This window comes from Hyphomicrobiales bacterium, from assembly GCA_016710435.1.
Lineage (GTDB): Bacteria > Pseudomonadota > Alphaproteobacteria > Rhizobiales > Aestuariivirgaceae > Aestuariivirga.
In genome coordinates this window covers 1,085,054-1,111,040 of record JADJVV010000001.1, presented here as the reverse complement: position 1 = coordinate 1,111,040, position 25,987 = coordinate 1,085,054, and the positions used below count along the sequence as shown (strand labels likewise).

Here is a 25,987-nt window from a genome sequence, read left to right as displayed (position 1 = left end):
GTCGGCATGACGAAGGCCAGGGGACATTGAAAAGGCAGATGCCGGTCCGTCTGTGCAAATCACGTTCCTCCGCGTAGGAAGCCACCATGACCCAGAAGTCCATCCTCATCACCGGCTGCTCGACGGGCATCGGCCACACGTGCGCGCTGGGCCTGAAGGCGCGTGGCTACCGGGTGTTTGCGACGGCACGCACACCTGAAGACCTGAAGCGGCTGGAAGAGGAAGGCCTGGAGGCCATCGCGCTCGATTACCGCTTTCCCGACAGCGTGGAAGCTTGCGCGGCCGAGGTGGCAAGGCGCACGGGCGGCGTCCTCTTCGCGCTGTTCAACAATGGCGCCTATGGCCAGCCCGGGGCGGTTGAAGACATCACGCGCGCCGTGCTGGAGGAACAGTTCGCGGCCAATGTGTTCGGCTGGCATCAGTTGACACGGGCCCTGCTGCCGATGATGCGCAAGGCCGGCGAGGGGCGGATCGTGCAGTGCTCTTCGGTGCTGGGACTTCTCGCGCTCAAATATCGCGGGCCCTACAATGCGTCCAAGTTTGCGCTGGAAGGATTGACAGACACGCTGCGGCTGGAGCTGCGCGGCAGCGGCATCAGGGTGGTCACCATCAATCCTGGCCCCATCGCCACGGCCTTCGTGAAGAACGCGCGCGCGGCGTTCGAGAAGAATGTCGACATGACACACTCCAACTACAAGGCGGATTTCGAGGCGCAGCGGCGGCGGCTGGACCGGGGCGGCAACAGCCGCTTCAAGCTGCCGCCCGAAGCGGTGCTGGCGAAGCTGATCCTCGCGCTGGAAAAACCGAATCCGCGGGCGCATTACTATGTGACCATCCCCACGCACGTGGCAGCGCTCATGCGGCGCATCCTGCCGTCGGGACTTCTCGACCGCTTTGCCAACCGGCACAGCTGAAGCAGGCCGATTGGCAAGCCCGCCGAAAGCGGCTAGGTCCCTTGCCCATGACTTTCACCAGCCTGATCAGTTTTGCTGTCGTTGCCGCCGTGGCGGTGGTTCTTGTCCTTGGCCTTGCCAACATGATGCGCGGCGGCTCGCCCAACCGCTCGCAGAATTTCATGCGCTGGCGCGTGCTCCTGCAATTCGGCGCGATCATCGTGCTGATGCTCGCCCTGTGGCTGAGCCAGCGCGGGGCTTGATTCCGGCGGACGAATTCCCATCTGCAAGTCTCCTTGGAACAGGGAGGGTTGCTCATGGCCGGTCAGGACGAACAGATGGTGCGCGAAGGCTTCTGGCCGAAGCTCACCCGCCATGCCGCACAGCTTCCCTTTGCCGATGAACTGCTCGCCGCGTGGTATTGCGCCACTGATCCCGCCACGCCGCTGAAAGTGAAAGGCACGCTGTTCGGTGCGCTTGCCTATTTCATCCTGCCCTTCGACGTGATTCCCGACATGATCCTGGCGCTCGGATTCACCGACGACATGGCCGTGCTGATGGCGGCGGTGACGCTGGTGCGGCGCCACATCACGCCAGCGCACCGCGACAAGGCACGGGCCATGCTGGATGAAGTCAGGTCCGGGACGGTGGCCGCCGGTTCACAATAAGGACGGCCGCGGCGCAGACGGCCATGCCGAGCACCTGCACCGCCGTCAGGGTTTCGCCGAACAGCACATATGTCATCACTGCCGCAACGCCGGGCACGAGGAAGATGAGGCTCGAGACCTTGGCCACGGCCCCTTCACGGATGAGGATCATGAGCAGCGAGATCGCTCCCAGCGACAGCACCAGTACGGACCACGCCAGCGCGAACCAGGCATTGAAGCTGCCATCGAAGCGGCCCTTCTCGAACAGCGCCACGGCCACAAACATCACCAGGCTTGCACCGACATATTGCCAGGCTCCGCCGCTGGCGATGTGCAGCGCGCTGGCGAAGCGCTTCTGGTAAACCGTGCCCAGCGCAATGGCGATGGTGCCGCCGAAGGTGGCCAGTGTCGTCGCCGGGGTGATGCCGTCAACCGTCGCCCAGGAGAGTTTTGGAGAAAGGACGAGGCCCACGCCCGCAAGTCCCACGGTGAGTCCGAGCCAATGGCGGGGGCCAATCCGTTCCTTCACCAGTCCTGCCGCGAGGAAGGCGGTGAGGAGCGGCTGCAATCCCACGATCAGCGCCGAGACGCCTGCGGGAAGGCCATGGGCCACCGACCAGTAGATGGGTGCGAGGTAGACCGCATGAATGAGGCTGCCCGCCACCGTCGCATGCAACGCCGGGCGAAAGCCGGGCCATGGCGCCTTCACGGCCACGGCGATGGCGGCGAAGAGGGCCGCAGCCAGGGGAAAGCGCAGGGCAAGGAAGGTGAAGGGTTCCACATGAGGCGCCGAGAGCCTTGCCACCACAAAGCCCGTCGCCCACATCACCACGAAGAGGGCGGGTGCCGCGGCGATGAAGGGTTTGACGAAGCGCGATGCCATTGAAGCCTCTTGGACTAAACCTCTTGCCCGTCTTTGCGTACAAAGGCGAATGCAAAGGCTGCAATGGCGCGCACTGCAAACGGGGGATAGGGTGACGGCATGACCAAGAACAGCAGCGCCACGCCCAGCATCAGCCCGGTGCGCCTCGCCGTGGAGAGCCTGAGGCGTCTCTTCGCCGACGAGGCCGTGCCGCTCGCCGGAAACATCGCCTTCCGCATGTTGTTCTCGATCTTTCCGTTCCTCATCTTCCTCACGGCGCTTGCCGGATTTTTCGGCACGGAGGAACAGTCGCGGGCGGCTGTCGATTTCATCATCGGGGTCGTTCCTCCGGCGGTGGTGCAACCGCTGGCGAGCGAGATCCGCTCCATCCTCACGGTGCCGCGCGCCGACCTCCTCAGCCTCGCTGCATTGCTGACGATCTGGAGCGCCATGGCGGGTGTGGATTCGGTGCGCGTCGGCCTCAACCGCGCCTATGACCTGAAAGAGCAGCGCTCGGGCTGGCTCATCTATCTCATCGACATCCTCTTCGTTGTGGGTGCGGCGGCGCTGTTCCTTGCCTTTTCAGTCCTGCTGGTGCTGCTGCCACTGGCACTCCGCTATGCAGCCACCCACGGCGTCGAGGCGGTGGCGCGCTTTGCGGAGTTGCAGCAGATGCGCATTCCGCTGGCGCTGCTGCTGATCTTTGCCGGCGTCTTTGCCGCCCATGTGGCGCTGCCGGCGCGGCGGCTGCCGCTGCGGCGCCTGCTGCCGGGCGTGCTCGTCACGGTCATCATCTGGGGCGTGATGGCGCTGGGCTTTTCCTGGTGGCTGCTGGAGTTCAACTCCTTCGCCTCCACCTACGCCTCGCTCTCCGGGCTGTTTGCCGCCATGTTCTTCCTCTATCTCTCCGCGCTGGTTCTGATCCTTGGGGGCGAAGTGAACCGCGTCATCGACCTGTTGCAGACAACCGACACGGTTCCGGAAAAACCGGACAAGCGGGAGTGAGGGGGCGGAAGCCTCACCCCGCAGCTTCCAGCGTGTCCTCGAAGCTCTTCAGTCCGGCGCGCGGCGCTGAGACCAGCACGGCCATGTTGCCGGGGCGGTGTTCGTTCTTCCACATCTTCATGTGGGCGAGGGGGATGTCGTTCCAGCCGTAGACCTCCGACATGCAGGGATCAATGCGCTGGGCCTCGACCAGCTTGTTGGCGGCGGAGGCCTGCATGAGATTTGCAAAGTGCGATCCCTGGGCGCGCTTCTGGTGCATCCACAGGTACCGCGCATCCATGGTCAGGTTGTAGCCCGTGGTGCCGGCGCAGATCACAACCATGCCGCCCCGCTTCACCACGAGGATCGAGACCGGGAAGGTCGACTCACCCGGATGTTCGAACACCATGTCGACGTTGTTGCCCTTGCCGGTGATGTTCCAGATTGCCTTGCCGAATTCGCGGGCCTGCTTCAGCCAGTCATTGTAGGCGGGTGTGCCCACCTCGGGCATGGCGCCCCAGCATTTGAAGTCCTTGCGGTTGATGACGCCACGGGCACCGAGGCCGAGCACGAAGTCGCGCTTGTCCTCGTCGGACACGACGCCGATGGCGCTTGCACCTGTCGTCGCTGCAAGCTGCACGGCCATGGAGCCGAGCCCGCCCGAGGCGCCCCACACCAGCACGCTCTGGCCCGCGCTCAGCACATGCGGGCGGTGGCCGAAGAGCATGCGGTAGGCGGTAGCGAGGGTGAGCATGTAGCAGGCGCTTTCCTCCCATGAGAGGTGCTTCGGCTTGGGCAGGAGCTGGCGGGCCTGCACGCGGGCGAACTGGGCGAAGGAGCCGTCCGGCGTTTCGTAACCCCAGATCCGCTGCGAGGGCGAGAACATGGGGTCGCCGCCATTGCACTCCTCGTCGTCGCCGTCATCCTGATTGCAGTGGACGACGATCTCGTCTCCCACCTTCCAGCGCTTCACCTTGGCACCCACGGCATAGACAACGCCCGAGGCGTCCGAGCCCGCGATGTGGAAGGGATTCTTGTGGCCGTCGATGGGCGAGATGGGCTTGCCCAGCGCGGCCCAGACGCCGTTGTAGTTCACGCCCGCCGCCATCACGAGGATGAGGCATTCATCCTCGCCGATCTCCCACGTCGGAACGACCTCCACCTGCATCGCCGTATCGGGCGGCCCGTGGCGGTCCTGGCGGATGCACCAGGCATGCATTTGCGCCGGCACCTGACCGAGAGGCGGAATCTTGCCGATGGCATAGACGTCCTTTGCCCGGCCCTGGTCGGTCGAGGAGGGGAGCGTGCTGGCGGCTGCGGTCATGGAGGTCCTCACGGCTGGGAAACAGGAGATCAGTCTGCGCCAGTCCAACCTATTTTGCATTGCACCATTAGTCCATGGCAGGACTGGCCCCCGACCACGCGGCATCTTGACGTTGTCGCAGGTTGCGGACCACATTGCGCAACCGGCGTTCGGCGCGTCGGGATACCATTGATCATCTGCATGCGGGACGGGGGGCCGGACTGATGGAACAGGTTCTTGACGCCGTTTGGGACGTTTACAGCGGCTTCACCATGTGGTCGCCGTCACGCGTGACCACGGTGACGCTGCTTGCCTTCACGGCCTGCTCGTCCTTTGTGCTCACGGGCTTCACGGCGGGAAGCCGCATGTTCACGCTGCCCTTGTGCTTCATCCTCCTCTTTGTCTCCGGCCTTTTTGCAAACTACCTGGGCCGCGACCTGCATCTCGCGGGCGCGACCGAGATGCAGACGGCGATCGTGTTTGCCGTCGCAGGGCAGATGATCGTGGCATTCCTGCTGCTGCTCTTGCTCAAGACCGGAAGTTCGGGGCAAGGGCGCGGCTGAAGGCTGCACCAAAGTGGGGTTGCGGCACCGCAACCGCCATGCTTCCCTGCTGCAATGCAACACGATCGGGTTTCCCACCGCCGGGGCTTCCATGTCTGAACGCCGCAAGGACAGTCCCTGGCTGATGCGGACCTACGCCGGGCATTCCACGGCGGAAGATTCCAACCGGCTGTTCCGCACCAACCTGTCCAAGGGCCAGACCGGATTGTCGGTGGCCTTCGACCTGCCGACGCAGACGGGCTACGACAGCGATGATCCGCGGGCGCGGGGCGAAGTGGGAAAGGTCGGCGTGCCCATCTCGCACATCGGCGACATGCGGGCCCTCTTCGATGGCATTCCGCTCGCCGAGATGAACACCTCCATGACCATCAATGCCACAGCGGCGTGGCTGATGGCGCTCTACGTGGCGGTGGCGGAGGAGCAGGGGGCACCGCGCGAGAAGCTGCAGGGCACCACGCAGAACGACATCATCAAGGAGTATCTGGCGCGTGGCACTTATGTGTTTCCGCCGGAGGCCTCGTTGCGCCTGACGGTCGATACCATTGCCTTCGCCACGCGGGAGATGCCGAAGTTCAACCCCGTCAACATCTGCTCCTACCATCTGCAGGAAGCGGGTGCGACGCCGGCGCAGGAACTTGCCTTCGCGCTCGCCACGGCCACGGCCGTGCTCGATGCCTGCAAGGCCTCGCCCGAGATTGCCGCCGGAGCCTTCCCCATCGTTGCCAGCCGCATCTCGTTCTTCGTCAACGCGGGTATCCGCTTTGTGACGGAAGTCTGCAAGATGCGCGCCTTCGTCGATCTCTGGGACGAGATGCTGCGGGAGCGCTACGGTGTGGCCGACGAAAAACTCCGCCGCTTCCGCTATGGCGTGCAGGTCAATTCGCTCGGACTCACCGAGCCGCAGCCTGAAAACAACGTCTATCGCATCCTCATCGAGATGCTGGGCGTGGTGCTGTCGAAGACGGCGCGCGCCCGCGCGGTGCAGTTGCCGGCGTGGAACGAGGCGCTGGGCCTGCCGCGGCCTTTCGACCAGCAGTGGTCGCTCCGCATGCAGCAGATCATGGCCTTCGAGACGGACCTGCTTGAGCACGAGGACATCTTCGACGGCAGCAGCGTGATTGCCGCCAAGGTGGAGGCGCTGAAGGCGGAGGCCCGGACGGAAATGGCAGCGGTGGCGGCGCAAGGCGGCGCGGCCTCCCTGGCGGGGCTCGCTTACATGAAGGAGGCGCTCGTTTCCTCCAACACGGCACGCCTGCAAGCGATCGAGTCAGGCGAGATACAGGTCGTCGGTGTCAACGTCTTCACCTCCAGCGAGCCGTCGCCGCTTGCCTCCGGCAATGCCATCATGACGGTGAAGGACGATGTGGAGTTCGGCCAGATCGAACGCCTCAAGGCGTGGCGGGCGATGCGCGACTGCAAGGCTGCCGCCGCGGCTCTCGCGGCGCTGAAGCAAGCGGCAGCGGAAGGCCGCAGCATCATGGAGCCCTCCATTGCCTGCGCCAGGGCTGGCGTCACAACGGGTGAATGGGGCAGCGCCTTGCGTGAGGTGTTCGGGGAGTTCCGCGCGCCCACGGGCGTGAGCCTCCGCCCCCATGACGGCGTTCATGCTTCACATGAGGCGCTTCAGGGACGTGTGGCAAAACTTGCACAAGCCCTTGGGGTCGCACCCAAATTCCTCATGGGCAAGCCCGGACTCGACGGCCATTCCAACGGTGCCGAGCAGATCGCAACCCGCGCCGCCGACATCGGCATGTCCGTCATCTACGACGGCATCCGCATGACGCCCGACGAGCTGGTGGAGCGGGCGGTGGCGGAAAAAGTGCAGCTTCTCGGCCTTTCGATCCTGTCCGGCAGCCATGTGCCGCTGGTGCGCGACGTCATGCAGAAACTCCGTGCACGGAACATCTCCATCCCCGTCGTGGTTGGCGGCATCATCCCGGACGACGACGCAAACGTGCTCAAGCAACTCGGCGCCGCCGCCATCTACACACCCAAGGACTACGACCTGAACAGGATCATGGACGGGCTGGTGGGGTTGATGGAGCAGCGCGCTACTGGGTGAGCGCGCCAGCAGGAGAGGCCACGCAATTCCCCGGCATGGGTGTGGACTTGCAGAGGTCGTTGCCCATGAGGAGGGCGACTCCACCGGCGTTGGTGCGGAGGTGCAGCTTTTCGAGCTGATCCTTGGTGAGGTTGTTGATGGACTTGAATTCCGCCTTCTCACTTTCGGTGATGATGGCGAGGTCAATTCCCATCTGCCTGTAGTAGGCCGTCAGTTCCTTCTTCAGGCCCTTGTAGATGCCATACGTCACCTTCGACTTGTCCGGCTTGCGGCTGACGATCTTGCGATCGATCACTTTCTTCTTGCCCTTCACGATGCGGTAGCGCTCGCGGTAGGTGATGATCTCGCGGGTCCACACGGTGCGGGGTTGGTGCACGCCGACGTAGGTTCCCAGTCCGGCGAGACGGTGGGTGCCGGCGGCCAGCACGAGGTGGCAGGCGGAATTGCACCAGGCGTTATATTCAAGCGCGACCCCTTCATAAACGCCAGCGCGGCCCTCGGGCAGCTTGCAGTCTTTCTTGTCGGGGGCGCAGCCGGAATAGAGAGTATAGCCCACCGCCACGTCGAGGCCGCGCTTGCGGATCATCTGGCCGATCTGCATGGCATGGCGGATGGAGCCGCCCGGTGAACGGATGAGGATGGGCAGCTTGCGCTTGCCCATCTGCTTGAACACCTTGGCGAAGAGGGCGGGAGTTGCGGGCGTGATCTCGCCCTCGGCGGCAATCCATTCCGGGCAGATGGCGGTACAGTGGCGGCTGTCCGCCTGCACGATGACAACCCGCATGGGAGCATCATAGATGGGCTTCGCCACCGCCGGAGTGGACGGGGCCGGCTTCTTCTTTTTCTTGCCGGCCGCATCTGCCTCAAGGGCAAATGCCATCGCAAGGGCCAAGGCCAGGCACAGTGCCAGAATACGACGCAACATCGGGAGCCCTCCGGAGGCCCCATGAAACCACAACTCCGGCGGCATGCAAGGCCCCGGCGGGCTCCTGCCGCCAGACTTGACTTTTCAGGGTGAATTCGCCATTCAGCCACGGACTTTGGCGGCAACCATGCTGTCCAAGCCCATTGCGCTGCCCCAGGGTGCCCGGCTTCTTCGGAAGCAATATTGAAAAAGACCGCTTTTCCAACGGGTTAGAAAGCGGCTCCGTCCGGCGCGGGAAAGAAGGAAGAGAATGTACGCAGTCATCAAGACGGGCGGCAAGCAGTATCGCGTTGCCGCCAACGACAAGATCACCATTGAAAAGCTCGACGGCGCCGCCGGCGACCAGATCACGTTCGACAACGTGCTGATGGTCGGCAACGGCGGTTCGGTTGAAATTGGCGCGCCCTTCGTGGCCGGCGCCACCGTGGTCGGCGAAATCGCCGCCCAGGAGAAGGCCGACACGGTCTATATTTTCAAGAAGCGCCGCCGCAAGCACTACCGCCGCCGCAACGGCCACCGCCAGTTGCTGACGTCGGTGACGATCACCGACATCCTGACAGGTGGTGCGAAGCCGGCCGCCAAGGCCAAGGCCGAGAAGAAGGCGGAAGCCAAGGCCGCTCCGGCCGCTGCCGCCCAGCCGCTCGCCGCGCCCGTGGGTGAAGGCAAGTCGGATGACATTTCCCTCATTGGCGGCATTGGCCCCAAGATGGAAACGGGCATGCGCGAACTGGGCTACAACACCTTCGCCTCCATCGCCGCCATGAGCGCCGATGACGTGGCCAAGGCCGAAGCCCACCTGAAGCAGAAGGGCCGCATCGGCCGCGAGGAATGGATCGAGCAGGCGAAGGAACTCCTCGCCGGCAAGCCGCCCCGCGCCAAGACCGACCGCGCCCGCACCTAATCGAATTGATCCAAGGAGACTGATCCATGGCACACAAAAAAGCAGGCGGTTCATCCCGCAACGGCCGCGACACCGCTGGCCGCCGTCTCGGCGTAAAGCTGTTCGGTGGCGAGCAGGCCATTCCCGGCAACATCATCCTGCGCCAGCGCGGCACCAAGTGGCACCCGGGAACGGGCGTCGGCATGGGCCGTGACCACACCATCTTCGCGATGGTCGCCGGCACCGTGACCTTCCGCGGCACCAAGGACAACAAGCAGCTCGTGTCTGTCGTTGCCCCCAAGGCAGCGGAATAACGCAAGCGCTTCTGCCGGATCATCCGGCATTGCAGTCCGGGAGGAGATGGAACACCATCTCCTCCCTTTTTTCGTTGTGGAGGCGATGGTGTGGAACGATCTTGAAACCGCCCGGCTGATCCTGCGCCCGTTGCGCGCGGAGGATGCTGATGTGCTGGTGCGCGAACTCAATGATTTTGCCATCGCGCGCAACACGGCGCGCATTCCCCATCCCTACCACCGCAGCGATGCTTTGGAATTCCTGGACTTCGCGGCGTCAGGCGTTGCCCGCTCGCGCATTGCCGGCGTCGAGGAAAAGACCTCGCCCGGACAGCTGATCGGCGTCATCAGCTATGAATGGCATGAAGCCTCGGACAATGCCGAGCTTGGCTACTGGTATTCGCAAGCGATGTGGGGAAAAGGCATCGGCAGCGAGGCGGGCCGCGCCATGGTCGATGACGCCTTCGGGCGGGAAGGCCACCGCGAACTCATCGCCTGTTACCACAACGACAACGCCGCTTCGGCGCGCATCCTGGTGAAGCTGGGATTTGAAGTGACCGGCCCGTGCAGCAGTTATTCCAAGGCGCAGGGGCGGGAAGTGCCCGTGACAAACCTCAGCCTGTCACGGGAACGCTGGCGTCAAGGCGTTCAAAACACCTTGGCGACGTAGGAGGCCACGAGTTTCTTGCGGCCAAGGCCGCCGTTGTGCTTGGAGGCCGCGAGCTTCAGGTTGCCGTTGGACTTGCGAATGGCAAGGGCAAGGTGCTTCAGGCCGTACTGGATGTTGACGGACGGATTGAGAAGCGTCGTGCAATTGCCACGGAAGCCCATTTCGCGCGCCGTGGCGCACTTCAGCTGGAACAGGCCCAGTTCACCGTGGGATCCGCGGGCGTGCGGATTGTAGTTCGATTCAACCTTGGCGATGCGCAGTGCAAACCAGGTTGGCACACCATGGGCGGGTGCGAGCGCCTTGATCATCGAAACCATTTCTGTTTCGCCGGCAGATGCGGTCGTTGAAAGTAGACCGAAGTAGAGTGCTGACAGAACTGCAGCAGACTTGAAGTACTTATTCATATGGTAATACCCCCTTCAGGCATTCGTTGTTCAGTTCAGACGTCACTCCCAGTAGGAGTGGCGTGCCTCATGACAGCCGCCTGTCTTGAATGGAGATCTTACATTGTCCAAATGTGACCGCAATAAGGATCAGACCCCCGAAAATACCTTGTCATTCCTGTGTTGCTGCGATGCAACAACTTCGTTAACTCTTAGTTAACGCTATCAGATTCCGGATGTTTGGGGGCAGGGTTGCGCAGGATGCGGTGCGAAAACAGGCTTCGGTTGCGCAAGAGAATGCGAATCTCATAAGAATCCCGGGGATGGACAGCACCTCACGGCCCCTTTCCGCCGTCAGCCAGGCCAGCGCCTGGAGTGCGCTTGCATTGGGCGCCGGGGCTTTTTCCCTGTCCAAAGTGCAGGCCTTCCCGCCAAAACTTGCCCTGTTTCTCATCTGCAGCGGCATCGCCATCCCCTTCGTGGGGGCGGAACTGCCCCGGATTGTCGAGGCCGCGCGGAAAGACTGGCAGCCAAATGTTGCGCGGGTGGCGGTGAAAGCGGTGGGGCTCGCGGCGCTGTTGGCCGGGCTTTGCGCCGCCTACATCGTCTTCCGGGGATTTGCCGAGACCTTCGTGCTGCCGCTCCTGCCCGATGGCCCGTGGTGGTATGCGGGTCTCTGTGTGTTGGCGCTCGTCTACCTGTTCGTGGCCGATGCGCTTCTGCCGGAGAAGCAGGATGAGCTGTGGGAGATCGGCAGCGGCACCCTCAGGGGTTTTCCCGCGCCTCTCAGCGATGCGGCCCGGCAATACGTGCTGGGCTGGGTGCTCAAGGGTTTCTTCGCGCCCCTCATGGTCACGTTCGCGCTCTCGAACCTGAAGAACCTGCTGCCGCTCGATCTGGCGGCAACCTTCAGGGATCAGGCGGCCGGCTTCTCGCTCATATTCGACGGGCTCTATTTCATCGACGTGGGCTTCGCCAGCATCGGCTACCTCGCCACCCTGAAGCTGCTCAACACCCACATCAAGACAATCCAGACCACGCTCCTGGGATGGGTCATCTGCCTTGTTTGCTATCCGCCCTTCTGGCCGGCGGTGTGGCAGAATTTCCTGAACTACGACGACGGGCTGGAGTGGGGCGCCTGGCTGTGGGAGACGCCGGTGCTGTGGTACGCTTGGGGAGCGGCGGTTCTGTTCTGTGTCGCCGTCTATGCCTGGGCCACGCTGTCCTTCGGCATACGCTTTTCCAACCTCACCAACCGGGGCATCATCACCAACGGTCCGTACCGCTTCGTGAAGCACCCCGCCTATATCGCCAAGTGCGTGAGCTTCTGGCTGATCGCCATCCCCTTCATTCCCCACGGCAGCCCCGCGGCGGCGATCGGCAATTGCGTGGCCCTGGCATTGGGCAACCTCATCTATGTGGTGCGGGCGCGTACGGAGGAGGCGCAACTGATGCAGGATGCCGACTACCGGGCCTACAGCGCCTGGATCGACCAGCACGGGCTAGTGGCGCGGCTGGCGCGGCGCTTTCCACGGCTCGCCCGGGCCCGTGGCGCGGCCTGAGGCAGCTTGCGGTTCCGCAACTTAGCAATTCCCTGTTTCGCCCCCCTGCGTTAGAAGCCCCCCATGAAATTCCTCGATGAAGCAAAAATCTATGTGAAGGCCGGTGACGGCGGTGCAGGCTCGGTGTCGTTCCGGCGCGAGAAGTTCATCGAGATGGGCGGGCCCGACGGCGGCGATGGCGGCCATGGCGGGGACGTGTGGGTGGAAGCCGCCCACGACCTCAACACGCTCATCGACTACCGCTACCAGCAGCACTTCAAGGTGAAGACGGCCGGGCACGGCATGGGCCGGCTGCGGGCCGGTGCTTCGTCGGAAGACATCATCCTCAAGGTTCCCGTTGGCACGCAGGTTTATGACGAAGACCGGGAAACGCTGGTCGCCGATCTCACGCACGTGGGGCAGCGGGCGCGCATCGCCAAGGGCGGCAACGGCGGGTTCGGCAACCACTATTTCAAGTCGTCCACCAACCGTTCACCGCGCCATGCCAATCCAGGCCAGATCGGTGAAGAGCGCTGGATCTGGCTCCGCCTCAAGCTCATTGCCGATGCGGGCATCATCGGCCTGCCCAATGCGGGCAAGTCAACCCTGCTCTCGGTCGTCTCGGCGGCGCGGCCGAAAATCGCCGACTATCCCTTCACCACGCTGCATCCGCAGCTTGGCGTTGTCCGCGTTGACGGCAACAGCTTCGTGCTTGCCGACATTCCCGGCCTCATCGAAGGCGCCAGCGAGGGTGCGGGCCTCGGCACGCGCTTCCTCGGCCACATCGAACGTTGTGCCGTCCTGCTGCACCTGATCGATGCCACGGGTGATGATCCGGTGGCCGCCTACAAGACGGTGCGTGAGGAACTCAAGGCCTACAGCAAGGAACTGGCGAAGAAGCCGGAAGTGATCGTGCTCAACAAGGCTGACGCGCTGACGGAGAAGGCGCTCGAGAAAGTCGTGACGACCTTCAAGGCGAAACTGAAAAAGACGCCGCTCACCATTTCCGCCGCCGGCCAATTGCGGATCGATCCGGCGATGCGGGCGCTGATGGCCATCATCAGCAAGGCCAAGGCGAAGCTGTTGACGCCAGACCCCGACTCCATTGTCACGGATGAGTGGCGGCCATGACGAGCCGGCTTGCAAAAGCCCGCCGCATTGTCGTGAAGGTTGGTTCCGCCCTGCTGGTGGATGACAAGACGGGCACATTGAAAGCCTCATGGCTCACGTCGCTGGTCGATGACATCGCCGATTTGCGCGTAAGGGGGTCCGACGTCATCCTCGTCTCTTCCGGCGCCATCGCGCTGGGGCGGCGCACGCTGGGCCTGCCCAAGGGCAAGCTCGATCTGCCGCAGAAGCAGGCCGCCGCCGCCGTGGGCCAGATCGCGCTGGCGCAGGCCTGGGCGGAAGCGCTCCGTGCACGGAATATCGTTGCGGCGCAGGTGCTGGTGACGCTCAATGACACCGAAGAGCGGCGGCGCTATCTCAACGGCCGCGCCACCCTGGGAACACTGCTGGCCCAGGGGGCTGTTCCCGTCATCAACGAAAACGATACGGTGGCAACAACGGAAATCCGCTACGGCGACAACGACCGGCTTGCCGCGCGCGTGGCCTCGATGATGTCGGCGGATTGCCTGGTGCTGCTCTCCGACATCGACGGGCTCTACTCCGCGCCGCCCAACCAGAAGGGGGCCGTATTCATCCCGGAAGTGCGTGCCATCACCCCCGAGATCGAGGCGATGGCAGGCAAGCCCGTGTCGGGTGTGGGTTCGGGCGGCATGATCACCAAGATCGACGCGGCCAGGATCGCGCTCGGAGCCGGCTGCAACATGGTGATCGCCTCCGGACATGTGGAGCATCCCCTGCGGCGCATCCGCGACGGGGAGCGGGTGACGTGGTTCGTGGCAGAGGCCACGCCGCTGCAATCGCGCAAGCGCTGGATCGCGGGCACGTTGCAGCCCACAGGACGGCTCACCATCGATGATGGCGCCAAGGCCGCCTTGCTCAAGGGCAAGAGCCTGCTGCCCGCAGGCGTCAAGGAAATCCTCGGCAGTTTCTCGCGCGGCGACACGGTGAGTGTCGCGGGCGCGGACGGGCAGGAGATCGCACGGGGGCTCGTCACCTACGACAGCGGCGATGCCCAACGCATCAAGGGCCGCAAATCTTCGGAGATCGAGAAGGTCCTGGGCATTTCAGGACGCGACGAAATCATCCATCGCGATGACCTTGTGATGATGACGGGAGGCGGCGATGGAGAGTGACATGCCGGCACTTGGCCGCAAGGCGCGTGCCGCCGCCGCGTCACTTGCGCTTGCGCCGGCGGAGCAGAAGAATGCGGCGCTGGCGGCCATGGCCGCGGCGCTGCGGCGCAATGCCAACAGCATTCTCGCCGCCAATGGCAGGGACATGGAACAGGCCGCGCGCAAGGATATGAAGGCCTCATTCACAGACAGGCTGAAGCTCACGCCGGACCGTCTGGAGGCAATGGCCGGGGGACTTGAGAAGATCGCGGCGCTGCCTGATCCGGTGGGGCGCGTACTGGCGCGCTGGACAAGGCCCAACGGCCTCGAAATTTCGCGCGTGTCCGTGCCGATCGGTGTCATCGGAATCATCTACGAGAGCCGCCCCAATGTGACGGCTGACGCCGGTGGCCTCTGCCTCAAGTCGGGCAATGCGGCGATCCTGCGCGGTGGCTCCGACGGATTTGAATCATCGCGCGCCATCGTCGCCTGCCTGGCGGAAGGACTTGCCGAGGCGGGACTTGATCCGGCGTCCATCCAGATGGTGCCGACAGCCGACCGCGCTGCCGTGGGCGAGATGCTGAGCGGACTTGGCGGAACGATCGACCTCATCGTGCCGCGCGGCGGCAAGAGCCTCGTGGCGCGCGTGCAGCAAGATGCGCGCGTTCCGGTGTTCAGCCATCTCGAAGGCATCTGCCATGTCTATGTGGACAAGGATGCAGACCTCGCCATGGCACGGGAGATCGTGCTCAACGCCAAGATGCGGCGCACCGGCGTGTGCGGCTCAGCCGAAACCATTCTGGTGGACAAGGCGATTGCGGCGAAGGCCCTTTCGCCGATCATCCGTACACTGACGGATGCGGGTTGCGAGGTGCGTGGTGATGCGGAAGCCCAGATTGCCGATGCCGCGGTCAAGCCCGCAACGGAAGAGGACTGGTCGACCGAATATCTCGATGCCATCGTCTCGCTGCGGGTGGTGGACGGCGTGAATGGGGCGATGGCCCATATCGCGCGCTATGGTTCGCAACATACGGATTCGATTGTCACGGGCAATGCCGCCACCGCCGAGACTTTCCTGCGCACGGTGGATTCGGCCATTGTCCTGCACAACGCCTCCACACAGTTCGCCGACGGCGGCGAGTTCGGCTTCGGCGCGGAGATCGGCATCGCCACGGGCAAGCTGCATGCGCGGGGCCCAGTGGGTGTCGATCAGCTCACCACCTTCAAGTACCAGGTGCGTGGCCATGGGCAGACGCGGCCCTGATGCTGCGGCTCCCGCCCTTCGGTGCCGGACAGCGGATCGGCCTTTTCGGGGGATCCTTCAATCCGGCGCATCGCGGTCACTACATGGTGGCGCTTTACGCCTTGAAGCGGCTGCAACTCGATTGGGTGTGGTGGCTGGTGTCGCCACAGAATCCGCTGAAGGACCCGTCGGAAACGGATGAGTACGGCAAGCGTCTCGCCTACACGCGGCGCATCGCACGCCATCCCCGCTTCATCGTCACCGATCTCGAGCAACAAATCCACACACGCTACACGGCACAGACGCTGGAGGCGCTGAAGGGGGCTTTCGCGCGCGGCCACTTCGTCTGGATCATGGGGGCGGACAGCCTTGCCAACCTGCACCGCTGGCATCACTGGACCGACATCATGGAGAGCGTACCCGTCGCCGTGCTCGCGCGGCCAGGCTATTCCATCCGGGCGCTGCAAAGCCCCGCCGCCACACGCTTTGCCTCTTGCCGCGTGCCGCAGGATCTTGCCGCCTCATTGCCGTTGCGGAAGCCCCCGGCCTTCGCCTTCATCACCATGCCGCTCCGCAAGGAGAGTTCAACGGCGATCCGCAAGCGGCGCAAGCCTGCTTGAATGAAACGGGCGCGGGGTTTAGATTGCGCCTTCAGCAAGGGAACATCACACTGAAAAAGCCAGCGAAGAAGAGCGCAGCCAAGGCGAAGAAGACCGCCAAGACGGCTGCGGCGAAACGGGCCACGCCCGCCCGCAAGACTGCAAAGGTTGCGGCCAAGTCCAAGGTGAAGGCGCCACGCAAGGCCGTGGCCGCCAAGACGTCCAAGGCTCCGGCCAAGAAGACGGCGAAAGCGAAGGCCGCGAAGAAACCGGCCGCCCGCAAGGCGTCGGCGAAGGCGGTTGCGAAAAAATCCGTGGCCAAGACTTCCGCCGCCAAGAAACCGGCCACCAGGAAACCAGTCACCCGGAAACCCGCCGCCAAGAAGGCCGCCGTGAAGAAGACGGCTGCCCGGAAGCTGGTGGCGACGAAGGTGGCGCCGAAGAAAATTGCCGCCAAGAAGATTGCACCGAAGAAGGTTGCACCGAAGAAGGCCGCGGCGAAGAAGCCCGTGGTACGGCAGGCGGTCAGTGCTCCGATTGCCGCGCCGCAGTGGTCGCCGCTGGTCATGGAGGTGCTGAAGCAGCTCGATGACAGCAAGGCCGAACAGGTGATCACCATCGACGTGTCGAAGAAATCGAGCGTCGCCGATGTGATGGTGGTGGCCTCGGGCCGTTCCAACCGCCATGTCAGCGCCATCGCCGACCAGGTGGTGGAGCGTCTGGAGCAGATGGGCAAGAAGAACATCCGCGTCGAGGGCATGCCGCAATGCGACTGGGTGCTGGTGGATGCCGGCGACCTGATGGTGCATGTGTTCCGTCCGGAAGTGCGCAGCTTCTACAACCTGGAAAAGCTGTGGTCGGAACACGCGCCCCAGTGAGGGCGCCGTGAAGCTCATGATCGCCGCCATCGGGCACCTGAAGTCCGGGCCCGAGAAGGCGCTTGCGGCGGAGTATGAGCAGCGGATCGCCGTGCTGGGCCGCAAGGCGGGGTTCACCGCCGTTGCGGTTCAGGATTGGTCCGAGTCGCGGGCGCAGGACGTGAAGCTCCGCCAGGCGGAAGAGGCGAAGGCGCTGTGGTCGGTGGTTCCCGACGGGTCTCCCGTACTGGTGCTGGACGAGCGGGGCGAGGCGCTGAGCAGCGCCGAATTCGCCAGGTTGCTCGCCGCCGAGGCGCGCAAGGGCGGCAAACAACTGACGCTGATGATCGGCGGGCCCGACGGACATGCGGCGGAAACACGCGGGAAGGCTGTGAAAACACTGAGTTTCGGGCCGATGACCTGGCCGCACCGGCTGGTCCGGGTGATGCTGCTGGAGCAAATTTACCGGGCAGTCACCATTCTGGTTAATCATCCCTACCACCGCGCCTGAATCTTCTCGCAGGCGCCGGCCGCCCTATTTTGGCCCAAGAGACCCTGTATTTATTCCTATCGATGCTGCTGTTCATCCGACATCTCCTGCTGCTCACCGCGCTTTTCGCGGGGCTGTCGGCTGGCGCGGGGGCTCAGACGGCAACGCCATCTGCTGACCCGGCCCAGGACCTGAAGGCGCTGGAGGAGCAGCTTGCCGCCGCCAAACAGAGCCAGGCCGCACTGGTGCGGCGCATGGTGGAAGCCATCCGGGCGCAGGAGGATGCCTCCTCGCGGCTCGTCACCCTCGCGGCCACGGCGCGCCAACAGGAAGCCCAACTCGCCAAGACCACGGCGCGGCTCGACAAGTTGCAGACCGACAATGCCAAGGCGCTGCTGGCGCTGGCACGGAAACGGGAATCCCTGTCGAAACTGCTGGCTGGCCTGCAACGGCTGGAACAAAATCCGCCACCTGCCCTGGTGGTCTCGCCAGGCGATGTGCTGCAGGCGCTGCGCGGCGCCATGATGTTCGGCGCAGTCATTCCCGACCTTCGCCGCGACATGGATGAATTGCGCACCGCCCTCAAGGACGTGGAAGCAATCCGGCTTGCCCTGCAAACCGAAAAGCAGAAGGGGGCGGATGCCCTTGCGGCGCTGGAGGGAACCCGTGCCGAGGTCGCTGCGGCCGTCTCCGAACGGCAGGCGGCCGCCGCCGATATCGCCCTCGCCCTGACGGGCGAACGGGCGAAATCCGATGCCCTTTCTGCCGAAGCAAAGACCTTGCAGGACCTCGTCGCCGTCCTTGACCGGCAGCGGACGGAGGATCTCCGCCGTCAGCAGGTGGAAGCGGAGGCGCGCGTGAAGGCCGAGGCGGAACGCCTCGCACGCGAGGAAGCCGCCCGGCTTGCCGCCGAAGAGGCGCGCCAGAAGGCCCTGGACCGTCCGCGCGTGGCCTTTGCCAAGTCCATGGGACAACTGGATTATCCGGTGCAGGGAACGCTCTGGCGGGGTTATGGCACCGACAATGGCCTCGACGGCAAGACCTCCGGGATCTTCCTTGCCGCACAACCGGGAGCACAGGTGCTGGCACCGGCAGACGGCGAGATTGTCTTCGCCGGGGCCTTCCACAGTTATGACCAACTCGTGATCTTGAATGCCGGTGAAGGATATCTTGTGCTTTTGGCAGGGATGCACGAAATATCGGCCCAGCAAGGCCAAAGCGTTCGGGCTGGCGAACCTGTGGGAATCATGGGTGACAAGCCTGCAAAAATGCTATTGGCAGCGAACCTGACAACCGCGGCTGCTCCCGTGCTATATGTGGAGTTCCGCAAGCATAACGAGCCAGTTGATCCATCTCCCTGGTGGCGCGACGGCGGCAAAGAGGCGATGAGATGAAGGCTTCACGACTGAAGACACTGGGATTGTTGCTGGGCGGCGCCATGACGGGCGTGGTCGCCATGCAGGCCTTCAACGTGGCCGACGCCGCGTCCAATGCCGAGACCTACAAGCTCCTGAACCTGTTCGGCGACGTCTATGACCGCGTGCGCGCCGACTACGTGGAAGAGCCTGACGAGAAGAAGATGATCGAAGCGGCGATCAACGGCATGCTCATGTCGCTTGATCCGCATTCCAGCTACATGGATGCGAACAGCTTCGAGGACATGAACGTCAAGACCAAGGGCGAATTCGGCGGGCTTGGCATCGAAGTGACGATGGAGAACGGCGTCGTCAAGGTGATGTCGCCCTATGATGGCACGCCCGCCTCGAAGGCCGGCATCCTCGCCAACGACCTGATCGTCGGCATCGACAAGAAGGAAGTGCAGGGCCTCACCCTCAACGAAGCGGTGGACAAGATGCGCGGCGCCATCGGCACGCCCGTGACGCTCACCATCGTGCGCGGAAAGCAGGACCCCTTCGACGTCACCATCACGCGCGACGTCATCAAGATGGAATCGGTGAAGTTCTCGCTGGAAGGCAATGATGTTGGGCTGATCCGCATGAGCTCGTTTACCGAGCAGTCGGACATCGGCCTGCAGAAGGCGATTGCCGACCTCGACAAGCAGACCAGCGGCAAGGTGAAGGGATACATCCTCGATCTCCGCAACAACCCCGGTGGCCTGCTGTTGCAGGCGGTGTCCGTGTCGGATGCTTTCCTCGAGCGCGGCGAAGTTGTCTCCACGCGCGGGCGAAATCCGGAAGAAGTGGAACGCCACACCGCCCAGAAGGGCGATCTCACCAACGGCAAGCCGCTGGTGGTGCTGATCAATGGCGGCTCGGCATCGGCATCGGAGATCGTCGCCGGTGCGCTGCAGGACCATCACCGCGCAACGCTGATCGGCACGCGTTCCTTCGGCAAGGGTTCGGTGCAGACCATCATTCCGCTGGGCAATGAAGGTGCGATCCGCCTGACGACGCAGCGCTATTACACGCCGTCGGGCCGCTCCATCCAGGCCAAGGGCATCGATGCGGATATCGTGATCGAGCAGCCGCTGCCGCCGGAACTGCAGGGCAAGAACGTTTCGTCGGAAGGCGAAGCGGGCCTGCGCGGCCACCTCTCCAATTCGGAAGGCGGCGATGAAGGCGGCGGTTCGTCTGTCTATGTGCCGGAAGACAAGGACAAGGACGTGCAGCTGAAGGCCGCGATCGACTTCCTGCATGGCGTGAAGGTGGTGACCAACGTCAAGCCGCCGGAAAAGAAAGACGAGAAGACCCCCCAGGCCAACTGAGGCGCGATATCGCGAGAAAGAAATCGGAAGGCCGGGGCATGCCCCGGCCTTTCGCGTCTGGGGGTGGCGGTGTGGGTTCGTGGTTAACAACGCGTTAACGGTTGGCGGGCCAATGTGGGGGTTCACGAATCGAGCACTGACGGCCCATTTCCATGTTTCGCGATGAACTGAAGCAGCCCTTGCGCAAGAAGAGCCTGACCCAGCGGCTGTGGGCGAAGCGTCCGCATGCGCTGGTGCTGGCCTATGCAATAACGGCCGCGGGATTTGCGGGCACAGCCCTGTGGGCCGTGAAGCAGCCCTTGCCCTTTGCCGGCGAGCCGCTGGTCACGGTGAGCATACCAGCGCCAGAGGAAATCAAGACGGCGTCGACCGATCCGGCGGCAGCCGATGCTGCAGCGGACGAGGCGGTGGATGCGCCGGTTCCTGACATCGACGCCAATGATCCCGCCGCCCAGGCACCGCCGCCCGATGACAGCGAAGCGATCCAGGCGGTGAAGAGCGATGACGCCATCATCGTGCAGCCGCGCCGTACGCTGGCGCCTGCTCCCATTGCATCGGTCGTGGAGGTCACGACCTGGGGACAGTTGCCGCGCATTTCCAAGACCGGCGAGAAACCGTCACGGGTCTATGCCCGCAGCGCCTCGCTCAATGACATTCATTCCGACCGGCCGAAGATCGCCATTCTCCTCGGGGGCCTCGGGCTCAACAAGAAACTGACGCAGCGCGCCATCAAGGAACTGCCGGGCGAGGTGACGCTTGCCTTCGCGCCCTATGGTGACGGATTGCAGGAGCAGGTGAACGTGGCGCGCGGCCAGGGCCATGAAGTGTTCCTGCAGGTGCCGCTGGAACCGATCGGCTATCCCGCCAGCAACCCCGGACCCAAGACATTGCTGGGTGACACCAGCGAAGCGGAAAACATCGATGCGCTGCGCTGGCACATGAGCCGCTTCACGGGCTATGCAGGCGTGGTCAACTACATGGGCGGGCGCTTCCTCTCGATGCCGAAACCCCTGAAGCCGTTCTTTACCGAGTTGAAGAACCGCGGACTCATGTTCCTGGAAGACGGTTCGCTCGCGCTCTCTGCGACGGAACAGACAGCGAAGTCCGCCAACCTGCAGGCCAAGCGCGCCAAGGTGGTGATCGATGCCGATCCTTCGCCGCAGGCCATCACCAGCGCGCTGACGCTGCTGGAGGAAGAAGCCAAGGCCAACGGCATGGCGGTAGGCACGGGTTCCGGACTTGAAGTCACCATCGATACATTGAAGGACTGGGCACGGGATGCCGCCGAGCGCGGAATCGTGCTGGTGCCGGTGACGGCAAGCTATCAGGGCCGTCTCGGGTAGACGTCTTGAACTTCGGCCCCGAACTTGCCAAACAGCGCGCGGGGCGGCCCTCGCTGGCGGCCTTTCCTCAACACTGCGGACAGTGATCACCATGACCAAGAAGGCTTCCGATATCACGGCCTATCGCCCTTGCGTGGGCGTGATGCTGCTCAACAGGGAGGGCCTTGTGTGGGTGGGCCGCCGCTTCGAGAAGCAGAACGACGACGGCGTGGGCAAGTGGTGGCAGATGCCGCAGGGCGGCATCGACGAGGGCGAGGATGCTGCGGCAACGGCCTTGCGCGAACTCGAAGAGGAGACGGGTGTCACCTCGGCCGAAGTGATCGCGGAGGCGCCGGGCTGGTTCACCTATGATCTGCCGGAAGAACTGATCGGGCGAAGCTGGAACGGCAAGTACCGTGGCCAGAAGCAGAAATGGTTTGCCTGCCGCTTCACCGGCGAGGACAGCGAGATCAACCTGAAGCCGCCCGGCCACAAGCAGGAATTCGACCAGTGGAAGTGGGCGACCATGGACGAGGTGCTGGAGATCGTGGTGCCCTTCAAGAAGGCGGTCTATGTCGAAGTCCTCAAGGCGCTGCGGCACCTGGGCAAGTGACGGCGCCATGACCATCCGGCACATCATTTTCGATTGCGACGGCGTGCTGATCGACAGCGAGGAAATCTCGATGGCGGTGGACCGCGCGTTGCTGGCGGAGAACGGCGTTCACCTCTCGGAAGGCGACATGCACCGCCGCTTCGTGGGCAAGACCTTCACCGCCATGATCAGCGAAATCGAGACGCAGTATGGCCGCGCGATGCCCGCCGACCTGGAGGCGCGCAAGGACGTGATCATGCTCGAGGCCTACGCCCGCGATCTCAAGCCCGTGGCCGGCGTTCCTGCCATGCTGGACGCGGTGACGCTGCCGAAGAGCATCGGCACCAATGGTCCGCGGGCGCGGGCGATGCAGGCGCTTCGCCTCCTCAAGATCGGTCATCACTTCGATGAGCGCATGACGACGTTCGAAGACGTGAAGAACGGCAAGCCGGCACCCGACATCTATCTGCTGGCGGCGAAGCGTGCGGGCTTTGCACCGTCCGATTGCGCGGTGGTGGAAGACAGCGTGACCGGCGTGGCTGCGGCCGTGGCGGCGGGCTGCGTGACCTTCGGCTTCACGGGATCGCAGGTGCATCGCAGTGAACACGCGCTGAAGCTCGTGGAACTCGGCGCCCATGTGGTGTTCGACGACATGGCAAAGCTGCCGGGGTTGCTGGCGAAGCTGGGGTGATGCCGCTGGCTGCCTTGCCGCGCGAACGTCGCCCCGGCGGCAGCAGGGATCCAGGCCTCCCGGCCTTGGAGCGGGTTGGGGTTGACATTTTGCAGCGCAGCATCCATATGGCGGCAACCTGCTTCATTGCGGCCAGTTAACGAATGACGTGAGGCGCTTCTTCAAGCTGCCATTCGGCCCTGCAGGTTTTCCAGCATTCCTTTCACGTGGGACTGTCATCACGCACCGCGCCCGGATGCAGCGGTGTGTCATGTCCCTCTTTGCTTCCGACATTGAAAGATATTGTCTTGACGACATTTGACTCCCTCCATCTCTCCGCCCCCATTCTCAGCGCCGTGAAGGCCGAGGGCTATGAGACGCCGACGCCCATCCAGGCGCAGGCCATCCCGCATCTTCTCGCGGGCCGCGACCTTCTGGGCATTGCCCAGACGGGCACGGGCAAGACGGCGGCCTTCGCGCTGCCCATGCTCGAACTTCTCTCCAAGGACGGCCGCCGCGCCGAGCGCGGCACGGCCCGCGCCCTCATCCTCGCGCCGACGCGCGAACTTTCCTCGCAGATCCTTGAAAGTTTCAAGACCTACGGCAAGAACGTCAAGCTGTCGCGCACGGTGGTGTTCGGCGGCGTGTCGCTGGGCAAGCAGATCGAAGCGGTGCGCAATGGCGTCGACATCCTTGTCGCCACGCCGGGCCGTCTCGTCGACCTGATCGAGCGCCGCGCGCTCACCCTGTCGAAGGTCGAAATCTTCGTCCTCGACGAGGTGGACCAGATGCTCGACCTGGGCTTCATTCATGCCATTCGCAAGATCACGGGCCTGCTGCCGAAGAAGCGCCAGAACCTGTTCTTCTCGGCCACCATGCCGAAGGAGATCGCAGGGCTTGCGGCGAACCTTCTCAACGATCCGGCCCGCGTCGAGATCACGCCGGTGGCGACAACCGCCGAGCGCGTGACGCAGTCGGTCATTCACGTCGATCCCGCCAACAAGGCCAAGCTGCTGACAGCGCTGCTGCAGGATCCGCAGATCACCCGCGCCCTGGTCTTCACGCGCACCAAGCACGGCGCCGACAAGGTGGTGAAGGTGCTGACGCAGGCCAAGCTCGAAGCCGCCGCCATTCACGGCAACAAGAGCCAGGCCAACCGTGAGCGCGCCCTTGCCGGCTTCAAGAACGGCAAGGTGCTGGCCCTCGTTGCCACCGACATCGCCGCGCGCGGCATCGACGTCGATGGTGTCAGCCATGTGTTCAACTACGACCTGCCCTTCGTGCCGGAATCCTACGTGCACCGCATTGGCCGCACGGCGCGCGCCGGTGCTGATGGCGAGGCCATTGCCTTCTGCACGCCGGAAGACCGCGGGTTGCTGCGCGACATCGAGCGCACCATCCGCCAGACGGTGCCGGTGAAGGAACATGAACTGGGCATCGCCGGTGTCACCGAGCTTGCCCCCATGCATGGCTGGGATCCGGGTGCCAAGCGCAAGTCGGGTGGTGGCCGCCACATGCCGAAGGCGGCGAAGAAGCCGCATCATCGCGGGCAGGGTCCTGCGCGTGGCGACAAGCCGCGCAACGACGGGCAGCGTAACGATCAGCCCAAGCGCGAATGGAGCCCCACGGGCATGCCCATGCAGGCGATCGACCAGTCGCAGTTTGCCAAGAAGGCGGAACCGGCGGTGCAGAAGCCCGCAGGCGAGCGCCTGCGTCACGAGCGTCCGCACGCCGAGCGCCAGCCGTCTGAACGGCCTGCCCATGTGAAGAGCGATCGTCCGCATGGTGAACGCAAGATGGGCGAACGCAAGTCGGGTGAGCGCAAGATGGGTGATCGTCCGCACGGTGAACGCAAGGTGGGTGATCGCCCGCACGGTGAACGCAAGGTGGGTGAACGCAAGATGGGCGAACGCAAGGCGGGTGAGCGGTCCTTCGGGGCCAAGCCCGGCCGTGGTCCGAACAAGGGTGGCAAGCCCGGCTTCCGTGGCGACAAGGCGTCCGCTCCGCAGGCCAAGCAGGGCAATTCCAACAACTGGATGAAAAACATCGGCCGCGGCAACACGCCGTAATCGCCGAACTGCTTTCCGAAACGTGATGGCCCGCTCCGTGCGGGCCATTTTTTTGTCAGGGACGCAGCCTGGCCGGGAAGGCTCAGGCCAACAGCGGCACCTGCGGGCTGGCGTCGGCGGCGAGTTTGCCGAGGAGGCGGGGGTCGTCGTGGACTTCGACCATGCGCATGTAGGGCGTGAAGCCGGAGCGGACGTAGAAAGGCAGTGCCAGCGGCGAATCGAAGGTGCAGGTGTGCACCCAGAAACGGCGGATGGGCCGCATCCAGGCGCGGCGGATGGCTTCATCCATCAGGGCGCGGCCGAGGCCCTGGCCGATGGCTGTGGGCACGAGGCCGTAAAAGGCCAGTTCGCACTGGCCTGCCTCGGCGAAGTTCAGTTCCAGCATGCCCAGCACATCGGTGCCGCGCATGAGGGCACAGGATTCAATCGCCGGATTGGCGAGGATGGCGGCGAGGTCCGCATCCGCCATGATGAGGCGGGAGAACCACATGAGGTCGCTGCCCACGTCGCGGAAGAGGGCGCGGTGGCCGGCAAGGTCGCGGGCGTCGAAGCGCTTCAGCCACAGGTCGGCGGGGAAAGGTTGGAGCGCCCGGTGCGGCATCTCCTTCATCTCCAGGCAGGTGACGATGTTGGCGAGCTTGCCGGGCGGCAACTCATAATAGCCGTTGGGCAGATCAAGGCGTGACATTCAGCGGTTCATGCTTTCGGTGGGTTTGTCTTCGGCAGGTGGCGGGAGGGAATCCACACATAGCCATCATTGTCGAGAAGCATGCATTCGCGCAAGCCATGGGGCTTGTCGATTGATCCGGCAAGCACGGTGTAGCCGTGGGCCCTTGCCCGCGCTTCCGCTTCGTCGGGATCGACATGATAGCAGCGCAACTCGACGCCCACGCCCCGGGGCGCATCGCTGGTGAGGGTGGCGTGGAGTTCATTGCCGCGATAGCTCGCCGGAATGTGGAACATGAAGTCAGCCCCATGGAGCTTCATGGCGGCAAAGACATCGGTTCGGAAAAAGAGAGTCGCGCCAAGCACTTCGGTGGCGAAATGCACCGCGGGCGTGACCTCGTTCACAATCAGGTTGAAGCCGAGGCCGGTGAGGGTGCGGCCATAGTCCGCGCCAGACATGGGGGTGGCGGAGGGGGTATCGGATGCCATGGCAGGGGTTTCACCACGG

27 protein-coding genes and 1 pseudogene are annotated in these 25,987 nt (G+C 64.0%); 22 read left to right on the top strand and 6 right to left on the bottom strand.

Annotated features, from left to right (window positions below; all coding sequences use genetic code 11):
- Positions 1-86 precede the first annotated feature (86 nt).
- From IPM06_05400 to IPM06_05390, 3 genes are read left to right on the top strand one after another with little or no spacing between them, the layout of a single operon-like run.
- The gene (locus IPM06_05400; GenBank protein ID MBK8769848.1) at positions 87-914 is read left to right on the top strand and encodes an SDR family oxidoreductase; all 828 of its coding nucleotides are present in this window, start codon (positions 87-89) and stop codon (positions 912-914) included.
- 47 nt (positions 915-961) lie between these two features.
- Entirely contained in the window at positions 962-1,156 is a 195-nt protein-coding gene (locus IPM06_05395; GenBank protein ID MBK8769847.1) for a twin transmembrane helix small protein, read from the top strand.
- A 54-nt stretch (positions 1,157-1,210) separates the two neighbouring features.
- On the top strand, positions 1,211-1,561 hold the full coding sequence (locus tag IPM06_05390; GenBank protein MBK8769846.1) for a DUF1232 domain-containing protein: 351 nt from the start codon (positions 1,211-1,213) through the stop codon (positions 1,559-1,561).
- Here IPM06_05390 and IPM06_05385 read toward each other — a convergent pair.
- Complete coding sequence (locus IPM06_05385; protein ID MBK8769845.1) at positions 1,527-2,423, bottom strand: EamA family transporter; 897 nt, start codon at positions 2,421-2,423, stop codon at positions 1,527-1,529. The genes IPM06_05390 and IPM06_05385 overlap by 35 nt on opposite strands.
- Positions 2,424-2,522: 99 nt before the next feature.
- On the opposite strand from IPM06_05385, the gene IPM06_05380 reads away from it, so the two are divergent.
- Positions 2,523-3,407, top strand: coding sequence for a YihY/virulence factor BrkB family protein (locus tag IPM06_05380; GenBank protein MBK8769844.1), 885 nt, complete (start codon positions 2,523-2,525; stop codon positions 3,405-3,407).
- Between the two features lie 13 nt (positions 3,408-3,420).
- On the opposite strand, the gene ccrA is transcribed toward IPM06_05380, so the two are convergent.
- A complete protein-coding gene (ccrA, locus tag IPM06_05375; protein ID MBK8769843.1) occupies positions 3,421-4,710 on the bottom strand; it encodes a crotonyl-CoA carboxylase/reductase in 1,290 nt (429 codons plus the stop codon).
- Between the two features lie 203 nt (positions 4,711-4,913).
- Between ccrA and IPM06_05370 the strand changes: the two genes are divergently transcribed.
- The gene (locus IPM06_05370) at positions 4,914-5,252 is read left to right on the top strand and encodes a hypothetical protein (protein ID MBK8769842.1); all 339 of its coding nucleotides are present in this window, start codon (positions 4,914-4,916) and stop codon (positions 5,250-5,252) included.
- A gap of 91 nt (positions 5,253-5,343) precedes the next feature.
- Positions 5,344-7,314, top strand: coding sequence for a protein meaA (locus tag IPM06_05365; GenBank protein ID MBK8769841.1), 1,971 nt, complete (start codon positions 5,344-5,346; stop codon positions 7,312-7,314).
- Here IPM06_05365 and IPM06_05360 read toward each other — a convergent pair.
- Entirely contained in the window at positions 7,304-8,239 is a 936-nt protein-coding gene (locus tag IPM06_05360; protein ID MBK8769840.1) for a hypothetical protein, read from the bottom strand. The genes IPM06_05365 and IPM06_05360 overlap by 11 nt on opposite strands.
- A gap of 250 nt (positions 8,240-8,489) precedes the next feature.
- On the opposite strand from IPM06_05360, the gene IPM06_05355 reads away from it, so the two are divergent.
- From IPM06_05355 to IPM06_05345, 3 genes are read left to right on the top strand one after another with little or no spacing between them, the layout of a single operon-like run.
- Positions 8,490-9,140: a 50S ribosomal protein L21 gene (locus IPM06_05355; protein MBK8769839.1), complete on the top strand. Its 651-nt coding sequence runs from the start codon at positions 8,490-8,492 to the stop codon at positions 9,138-9,140.
- Positions 9,141-9,166: 26 nt separating this feature from the next.
- Positions 9,167-9,433 carry a 50S ribosomal protein L27 gene (rpmA, locus tag IPM06_05350; protein MBK8769838.1) on the top strand — a complete coding sequence of 89 codons (267 nt, stop codon included), beginning with the start codon at positions 9,167-9,169 and terminating at the stop codon, positions 9,431-9,433.
- 46 nt (positions 9,434-9,479) lie between these two features.
- Positions 9,480-10,082: a GNAT family N-acetyltransferase gene (locus IPM06_05345; protein ID MBK8769837.1), complete on the top strand. Its 603-nt coding sequence runs from the start codon at positions 9,480-9,482 to the stop codon at positions 10,080-10,082.
- Here the strand turns inward: IPM06_05345 and IPM06_05340 are convergent.
- The gene (locus IPM06_05340) at positions 10,061-10,486 is read right to left on the bottom strand and encodes a lytic transglycosylase domain-containing protein (protein MBK8769836.1); all 426 of its coding nucleotides are present in this window, start codon (positions 10,484-10,486) and stop codon (positions 10,061-10,063) included. The genes IPM06_05345 and IPM06_05340 overlap by 22 nt on opposite strands.
- A 302-nt stretch (positions 10,487-10,788) precedes the next feature.
- Between IPM06_05340 and IPM06_05335 the strand changes: the two genes are divergently transcribed.
- From IPM06_05335 to IPM06_05275, 13 genes and pseudogenes are all read left to right on the top strand, one after another.
- Positions 10,789-12,027, top strand: coding sequence for a hypothetical protein (locus IPM06_05335; protein ID MBK8769835.1), 1,239 nt, complete (start codon positions 10,789-10,791; stop codon positions 12,025-12,027).
- Positions 12,028-12,090: 63 nt separating this feature from the next.
- Positions 12,091-13,137: a GTPase ObgE gene (gene obgE, locus IPM06_05330; GenBank protein ID MBK8769834.1), complete on the top strand. Its 1,047-nt coding sequence runs from the start codon at positions 12,091-12,093 to the stop codon at positions 13,135-13,137.
- On the top strand, positions 13,134-14,267 hold the full coding sequence (locus IPM06_05325) for a glutamate 5-kinase (protein ID MBK8769833.1): 1,134 nt from the start codon (positions 13,134-13,136) through the stop codon (positions 14,265-14,267). The genes obgE and IPM06_05325 overlap by 4 nt, the downstream gene beginning before the upstream one ends.
- Position 14,268: 1 nt before the next feature.
- Positions 14,269-15,510 carry a glutamate-5-semialdehyde dehydrogenase gene (locus IPM06_05320; GenBank protein MBK8769832.1) on the top strand — a complete coding sequence of 414 codons (1,242 nt, stop codon included), beginning with the start codon at positions 14,269-14,271 and terminating at the stop codon, positions 15,508-15,510.
- The gene (locus IPM06_05315; GenBank protein ID MBK8769831.1) at positions 15,510-16,109 is read left to right on the top strand and encodes a nicotinate-nucleotide adenylyltransferase; all 600 of its coding nucleotides are present in this window, start codon (positions 15,510-15,512) and stop codon (positions 16,107-16,109) included. Before IPM06_05320 ends, IPM06_05315 begins: the two co-directional genes overlap by 1 nt.
- Before the next feature lie 23 nt (positions 16,110-16,132).
- Positions 16,133-16,966: a ribosome silencing factor gene (gene rsfS / locus IPM06_05310; GenBank protein MBK8769830.1), complete on the top strand. Its 834-nt coding sequence runs from the start codon at positions 16,133-16,135 to the stop codon at positions 16,964-16,966.
- Between the two features lie 7 nt (positions 16,967-16,973).
- Positions 16,974-17,456 (top strand): 23S rRNA (pseudouridine(1915)-N(3))-methyltransferase RlmH, encoded by a 483-nt coding sequence (gene rlmH / locus IPM06_05305; GenBank protein MBK8769829.1) that lies wholly within the window; start codon positions 16,974-16,976, stop codon positions 17,454-17,456.
- 62 nt (positions 17,457-17,518) lie between these two features.
- Complete coding sequence (locus IPM06_05300) at positions 17,519-18,829, top strand: peptidoglycan DD-metalloendopeptidase family protein (GenBank protein MBK8769828.1); 1,311 nt, start codon at positions 17,519-17,521, stop codon at positions 18,827-18,829.
- Entirely contained in the window at positions 18,826-20,160 is a 1,335-nt protein-coding gene (locus IPM06_05295; GenBank protein MBK8769827.1) for a S41 family peptidase, read from the top strand. The genes IPM06_05300 and IPM06_05295 overlap by 4 nt, the downstream gene beginning before the upstream one ends.
- 152 nt (positions 20,161-20,312) lie before the next feature.
- Positions 20,313-21,503 carry a divergent polysaccharide deacetylase family protein gene (locus IPM06_05290; GenBank protein MBK8769826.1) on the top strand — a complete coding sequence of 397 codons (1,191 nt, stop codon included), beginning with the start codon at positions 20,313-20,315 and terminating at the stop codon, positions 21,501-21,503.
- 91 nt (positions 21,504-21,594) lie between these two features.
- A complete protein-coding gene (locus tag IPM06_05285) occupies positions 21,595-22,095 on the top strand; it encodes an RNA pyrophosphohydrolase (GenBank protein MBK8769825.1) in 501 nt (166 codons plus the stop codon).
- Complete coding sequence (locus IPM06_05280; GenBank protein ID MBK8769824.1) at positions 22,055-22,765, top strand: HAD family phosphatase; 711 nt, start codon at positions 22,055-22,057, stop codon at positions 22,763-22,765. Before IPM06_05285 ends, IPM06_05280 begins: the two co-directional genes overlap by 41 nt.
- A gap of 287 nt (positions 22,766-23,052) precedes the next feature.
- A pseudogene (locus IPM06_05275) lies at positions 23,053-24,495 on the top strand (DEAD/DEAH box helicase).
- 400 nt (positions 24,496-24,895) lie between these two features.
- Here the strand turns inward: IPM06_05275 and IPM06_05270 are convergent.
- The gene (locus IPM06_05270; protein MBK8769823.1) at positions 24,896-25,501 is read right to left on the bottom strand and encodes a GNAT family N-acetyltransferase; all 606 of its coding nucleotides are present in this window, start codon (positions 25,499-25,501) and stop codon (positions 24,896-24,898) included.
- 8 nt (positions 25,502-25,509) lie between these two features.
- On the bottom strand, positions 25,510-25,968 hold the full coding sequence (locus IPM06_05265; GenBank protein ID MBK8769822.1) for a hypothetical protein: 459 nt from the start codon (positions 25,966-25,968) through the stop codon (positions 25,510-25,512).
- Positions 25,969-25,987 lie beyond the last annotated feature (19 nt).

What these genes read in the sequence shown, in the direction of transcription:
- IPM06_05345 (MBK8769837.1), top strand. Translation starts at nt 9,480, where the DNA reads ATGGAACACCATCTCCTCCCTTTTTTCGTTGTGGAGGCGATGGTGTGG.
- IPM06_05370 (MBK8769842.1), top strand. Translation starts at nt 4,914, where the DNA reads ATGGAACAGGTTCTTGACGCCGTTTGGGACGTTTACAGCGGCTTCACC.
- IPM06_05395 (MBK8769847.1), top strand. Translation starts at nt 962, where the DNA reads ATGACTTTCACCAGCCTGATCAGTTTTGCTGTCGTTGCCGCCGTGGCG.
- IPM06_05355 (MBK8769839.1), top strand. Translation starts at nt 8,490, where the DNA reads ATGTACGCAGTCATCAAGACGGGCGGCAAGCAGTATCGCGTTGCCGCC.
- IPM06_05365 (MBK8769841.1), top strand. Translation starts at nt 5,344, where the DNA reads ATGTCTGAACGCCGCAAGGACAGTCCCTGGCTGATGCGGACCTACGCC.
- IPM06_05385 (MBK8769845.1), bottom strand. Translation starts at nt 2,423, where the DNA reads ATGGCATCGCGCTTCGTCAAACCCTTCATCGCCGCGGCACCCGCCCTC.
- IPM06_05380 (MBK8769844.1), top strand. Translation starts at nt 2,523, where the DNA reads ATGACCAAGAACAGCAGCGCCACGCCCAGCATCAGCCCGGTGCGCCTC.
- IPM06_05315 (MBK8769831.1), top strand. Translation starts at nt 15,510, where the DNA reads ATGCTGCGGCTCCCGCCCTTCGGTGCCGGACAGCGGATCGGCCTTTTC.
- IPM06_05295 (MBK8769827.1), top strand. Translation starts at nt 18,826, where the DNA reads ATGAAGGCTTCACGACTGAAGACACTGGGATTGTTGCTGGGCGGCGCC.
- IPM06_05400 (MBK8769848.1), top strand. Translation starts at nt 87, where the DNA reads ATGACCCAGAAGTCCATCCTCATCACCGGCTGCTCGACGGGCATCGGC.
- IPM06_05390 (MBK8769846.1), top strand. Translation starts at nt 1,211, where the DNA reads ATGGCCGGTCAGGACGAACAGATGGTGCGCGAAGGCTTCTGGCCGAAG.
- IPM06_05300 (MBK8769828.1), top strand. Translation starts at nt 17,519, where the DNA reads ATGCTGCTGTTCATCCGACATCTCCTGCTGCTCACCGCGCTTTTCGCG.
- IPM06_05360 (MBK8769840.1), bottom strand. Translation starts at nt 8,239, where the DNA reads ATGTTGCGTCGTATTCTGGCACTGTGCCTGGCCTTGGCCCTTGCGATG.
- IPM06_05335 (MBK8769835.1), top strand. Translation starts at nt 10,789, where the DNA reads ATGGACAGCACCTCACGGCCCCTTTCCGCCGTCAGCCAGGCCAGCGCC.
- rpmA (MBK8769838.1), top strand. Translation starts at nt 9,167, where the DNA reads ATGGCACACAAAAAAGCAGGCGGTTCATCCCGCAACGGCCGCGACACC.
- IPM06_05320 (MBK8769832.1), top strand. Translation starts at nt 14,269, where the DNA reads ATGCCGGCACTTGGCCGCAAGGCGCGTGCCGCCGCCGCGTCACTTGCG.
- IPM06_05290 (MBK8769826.1), top strand. Translation starts at nt 20,313, where the DNA reads ATGTTTCGCGATGAACTGAAGCAGCCCTTGCGCAAGAAGAGCCTGACC.
- IPM06_05340 (MBK8769836.1), bottom strand. Translation starts at nt 10,486, where the DNA reads ATGAATAAGTACTTCAAGTCTGCTGCAGTTCTGTCAGCACTCTACTTC.
- IPM06_05270 (MBK8769823.1), bottom strand. Translation starts at nt 25,501, where the DNA reads ATGTCACGCCTTGATCTGCCCAACGGCTATTATGAGTTGCCGCCCGGC.
- obgE (MBK8769834.1), top strand. Translation starts at nt 12,091, where the DNA reads ATGAAATTCCTCGATGAAGCAAAAATCTATGTGAAGGCCGGTGACGGC.
- IPM06_05280 (MBK8769824.1), top strand. Translation starts at nt 22,055, where the DNA reads ATGTCGAAGTCCTCAAGGCGCTGCGGCACCTGGGCAAGTGACGGCGCC.
- ccrA (MBK8769843.1), bottom strand. Translation starts at nt 4,710, where the DNA reads ATGACCGCAGCCGCCAGCACGCTCCCCTCCTCGACCGACCAGGGCCGG.
- IPM06_05285 (MBK8769825.1), top strand. Translation starts at nt 21,595, where the DNA reads ATGACCAAGAAGGCTTCCGATATCACGGCCTATCGCCCTTGCGTGGGC.
- IPM06_05265 (MBK8769822.1), bottom strand. Translation starts at nt 25,968, where the DNA reads ATGGCATCCGATACCCCCTCCGCCACCCCCATGTCTGGCGCGGACTAT.
- IPM06_05325 (MBK8769833.1), top strand. Translation starts at nt 13,134, where the DNA reads ATGACGAGCCGGCTTGCAAAAGCCCGCCGCATTGTCGTGAAGGTTGGT.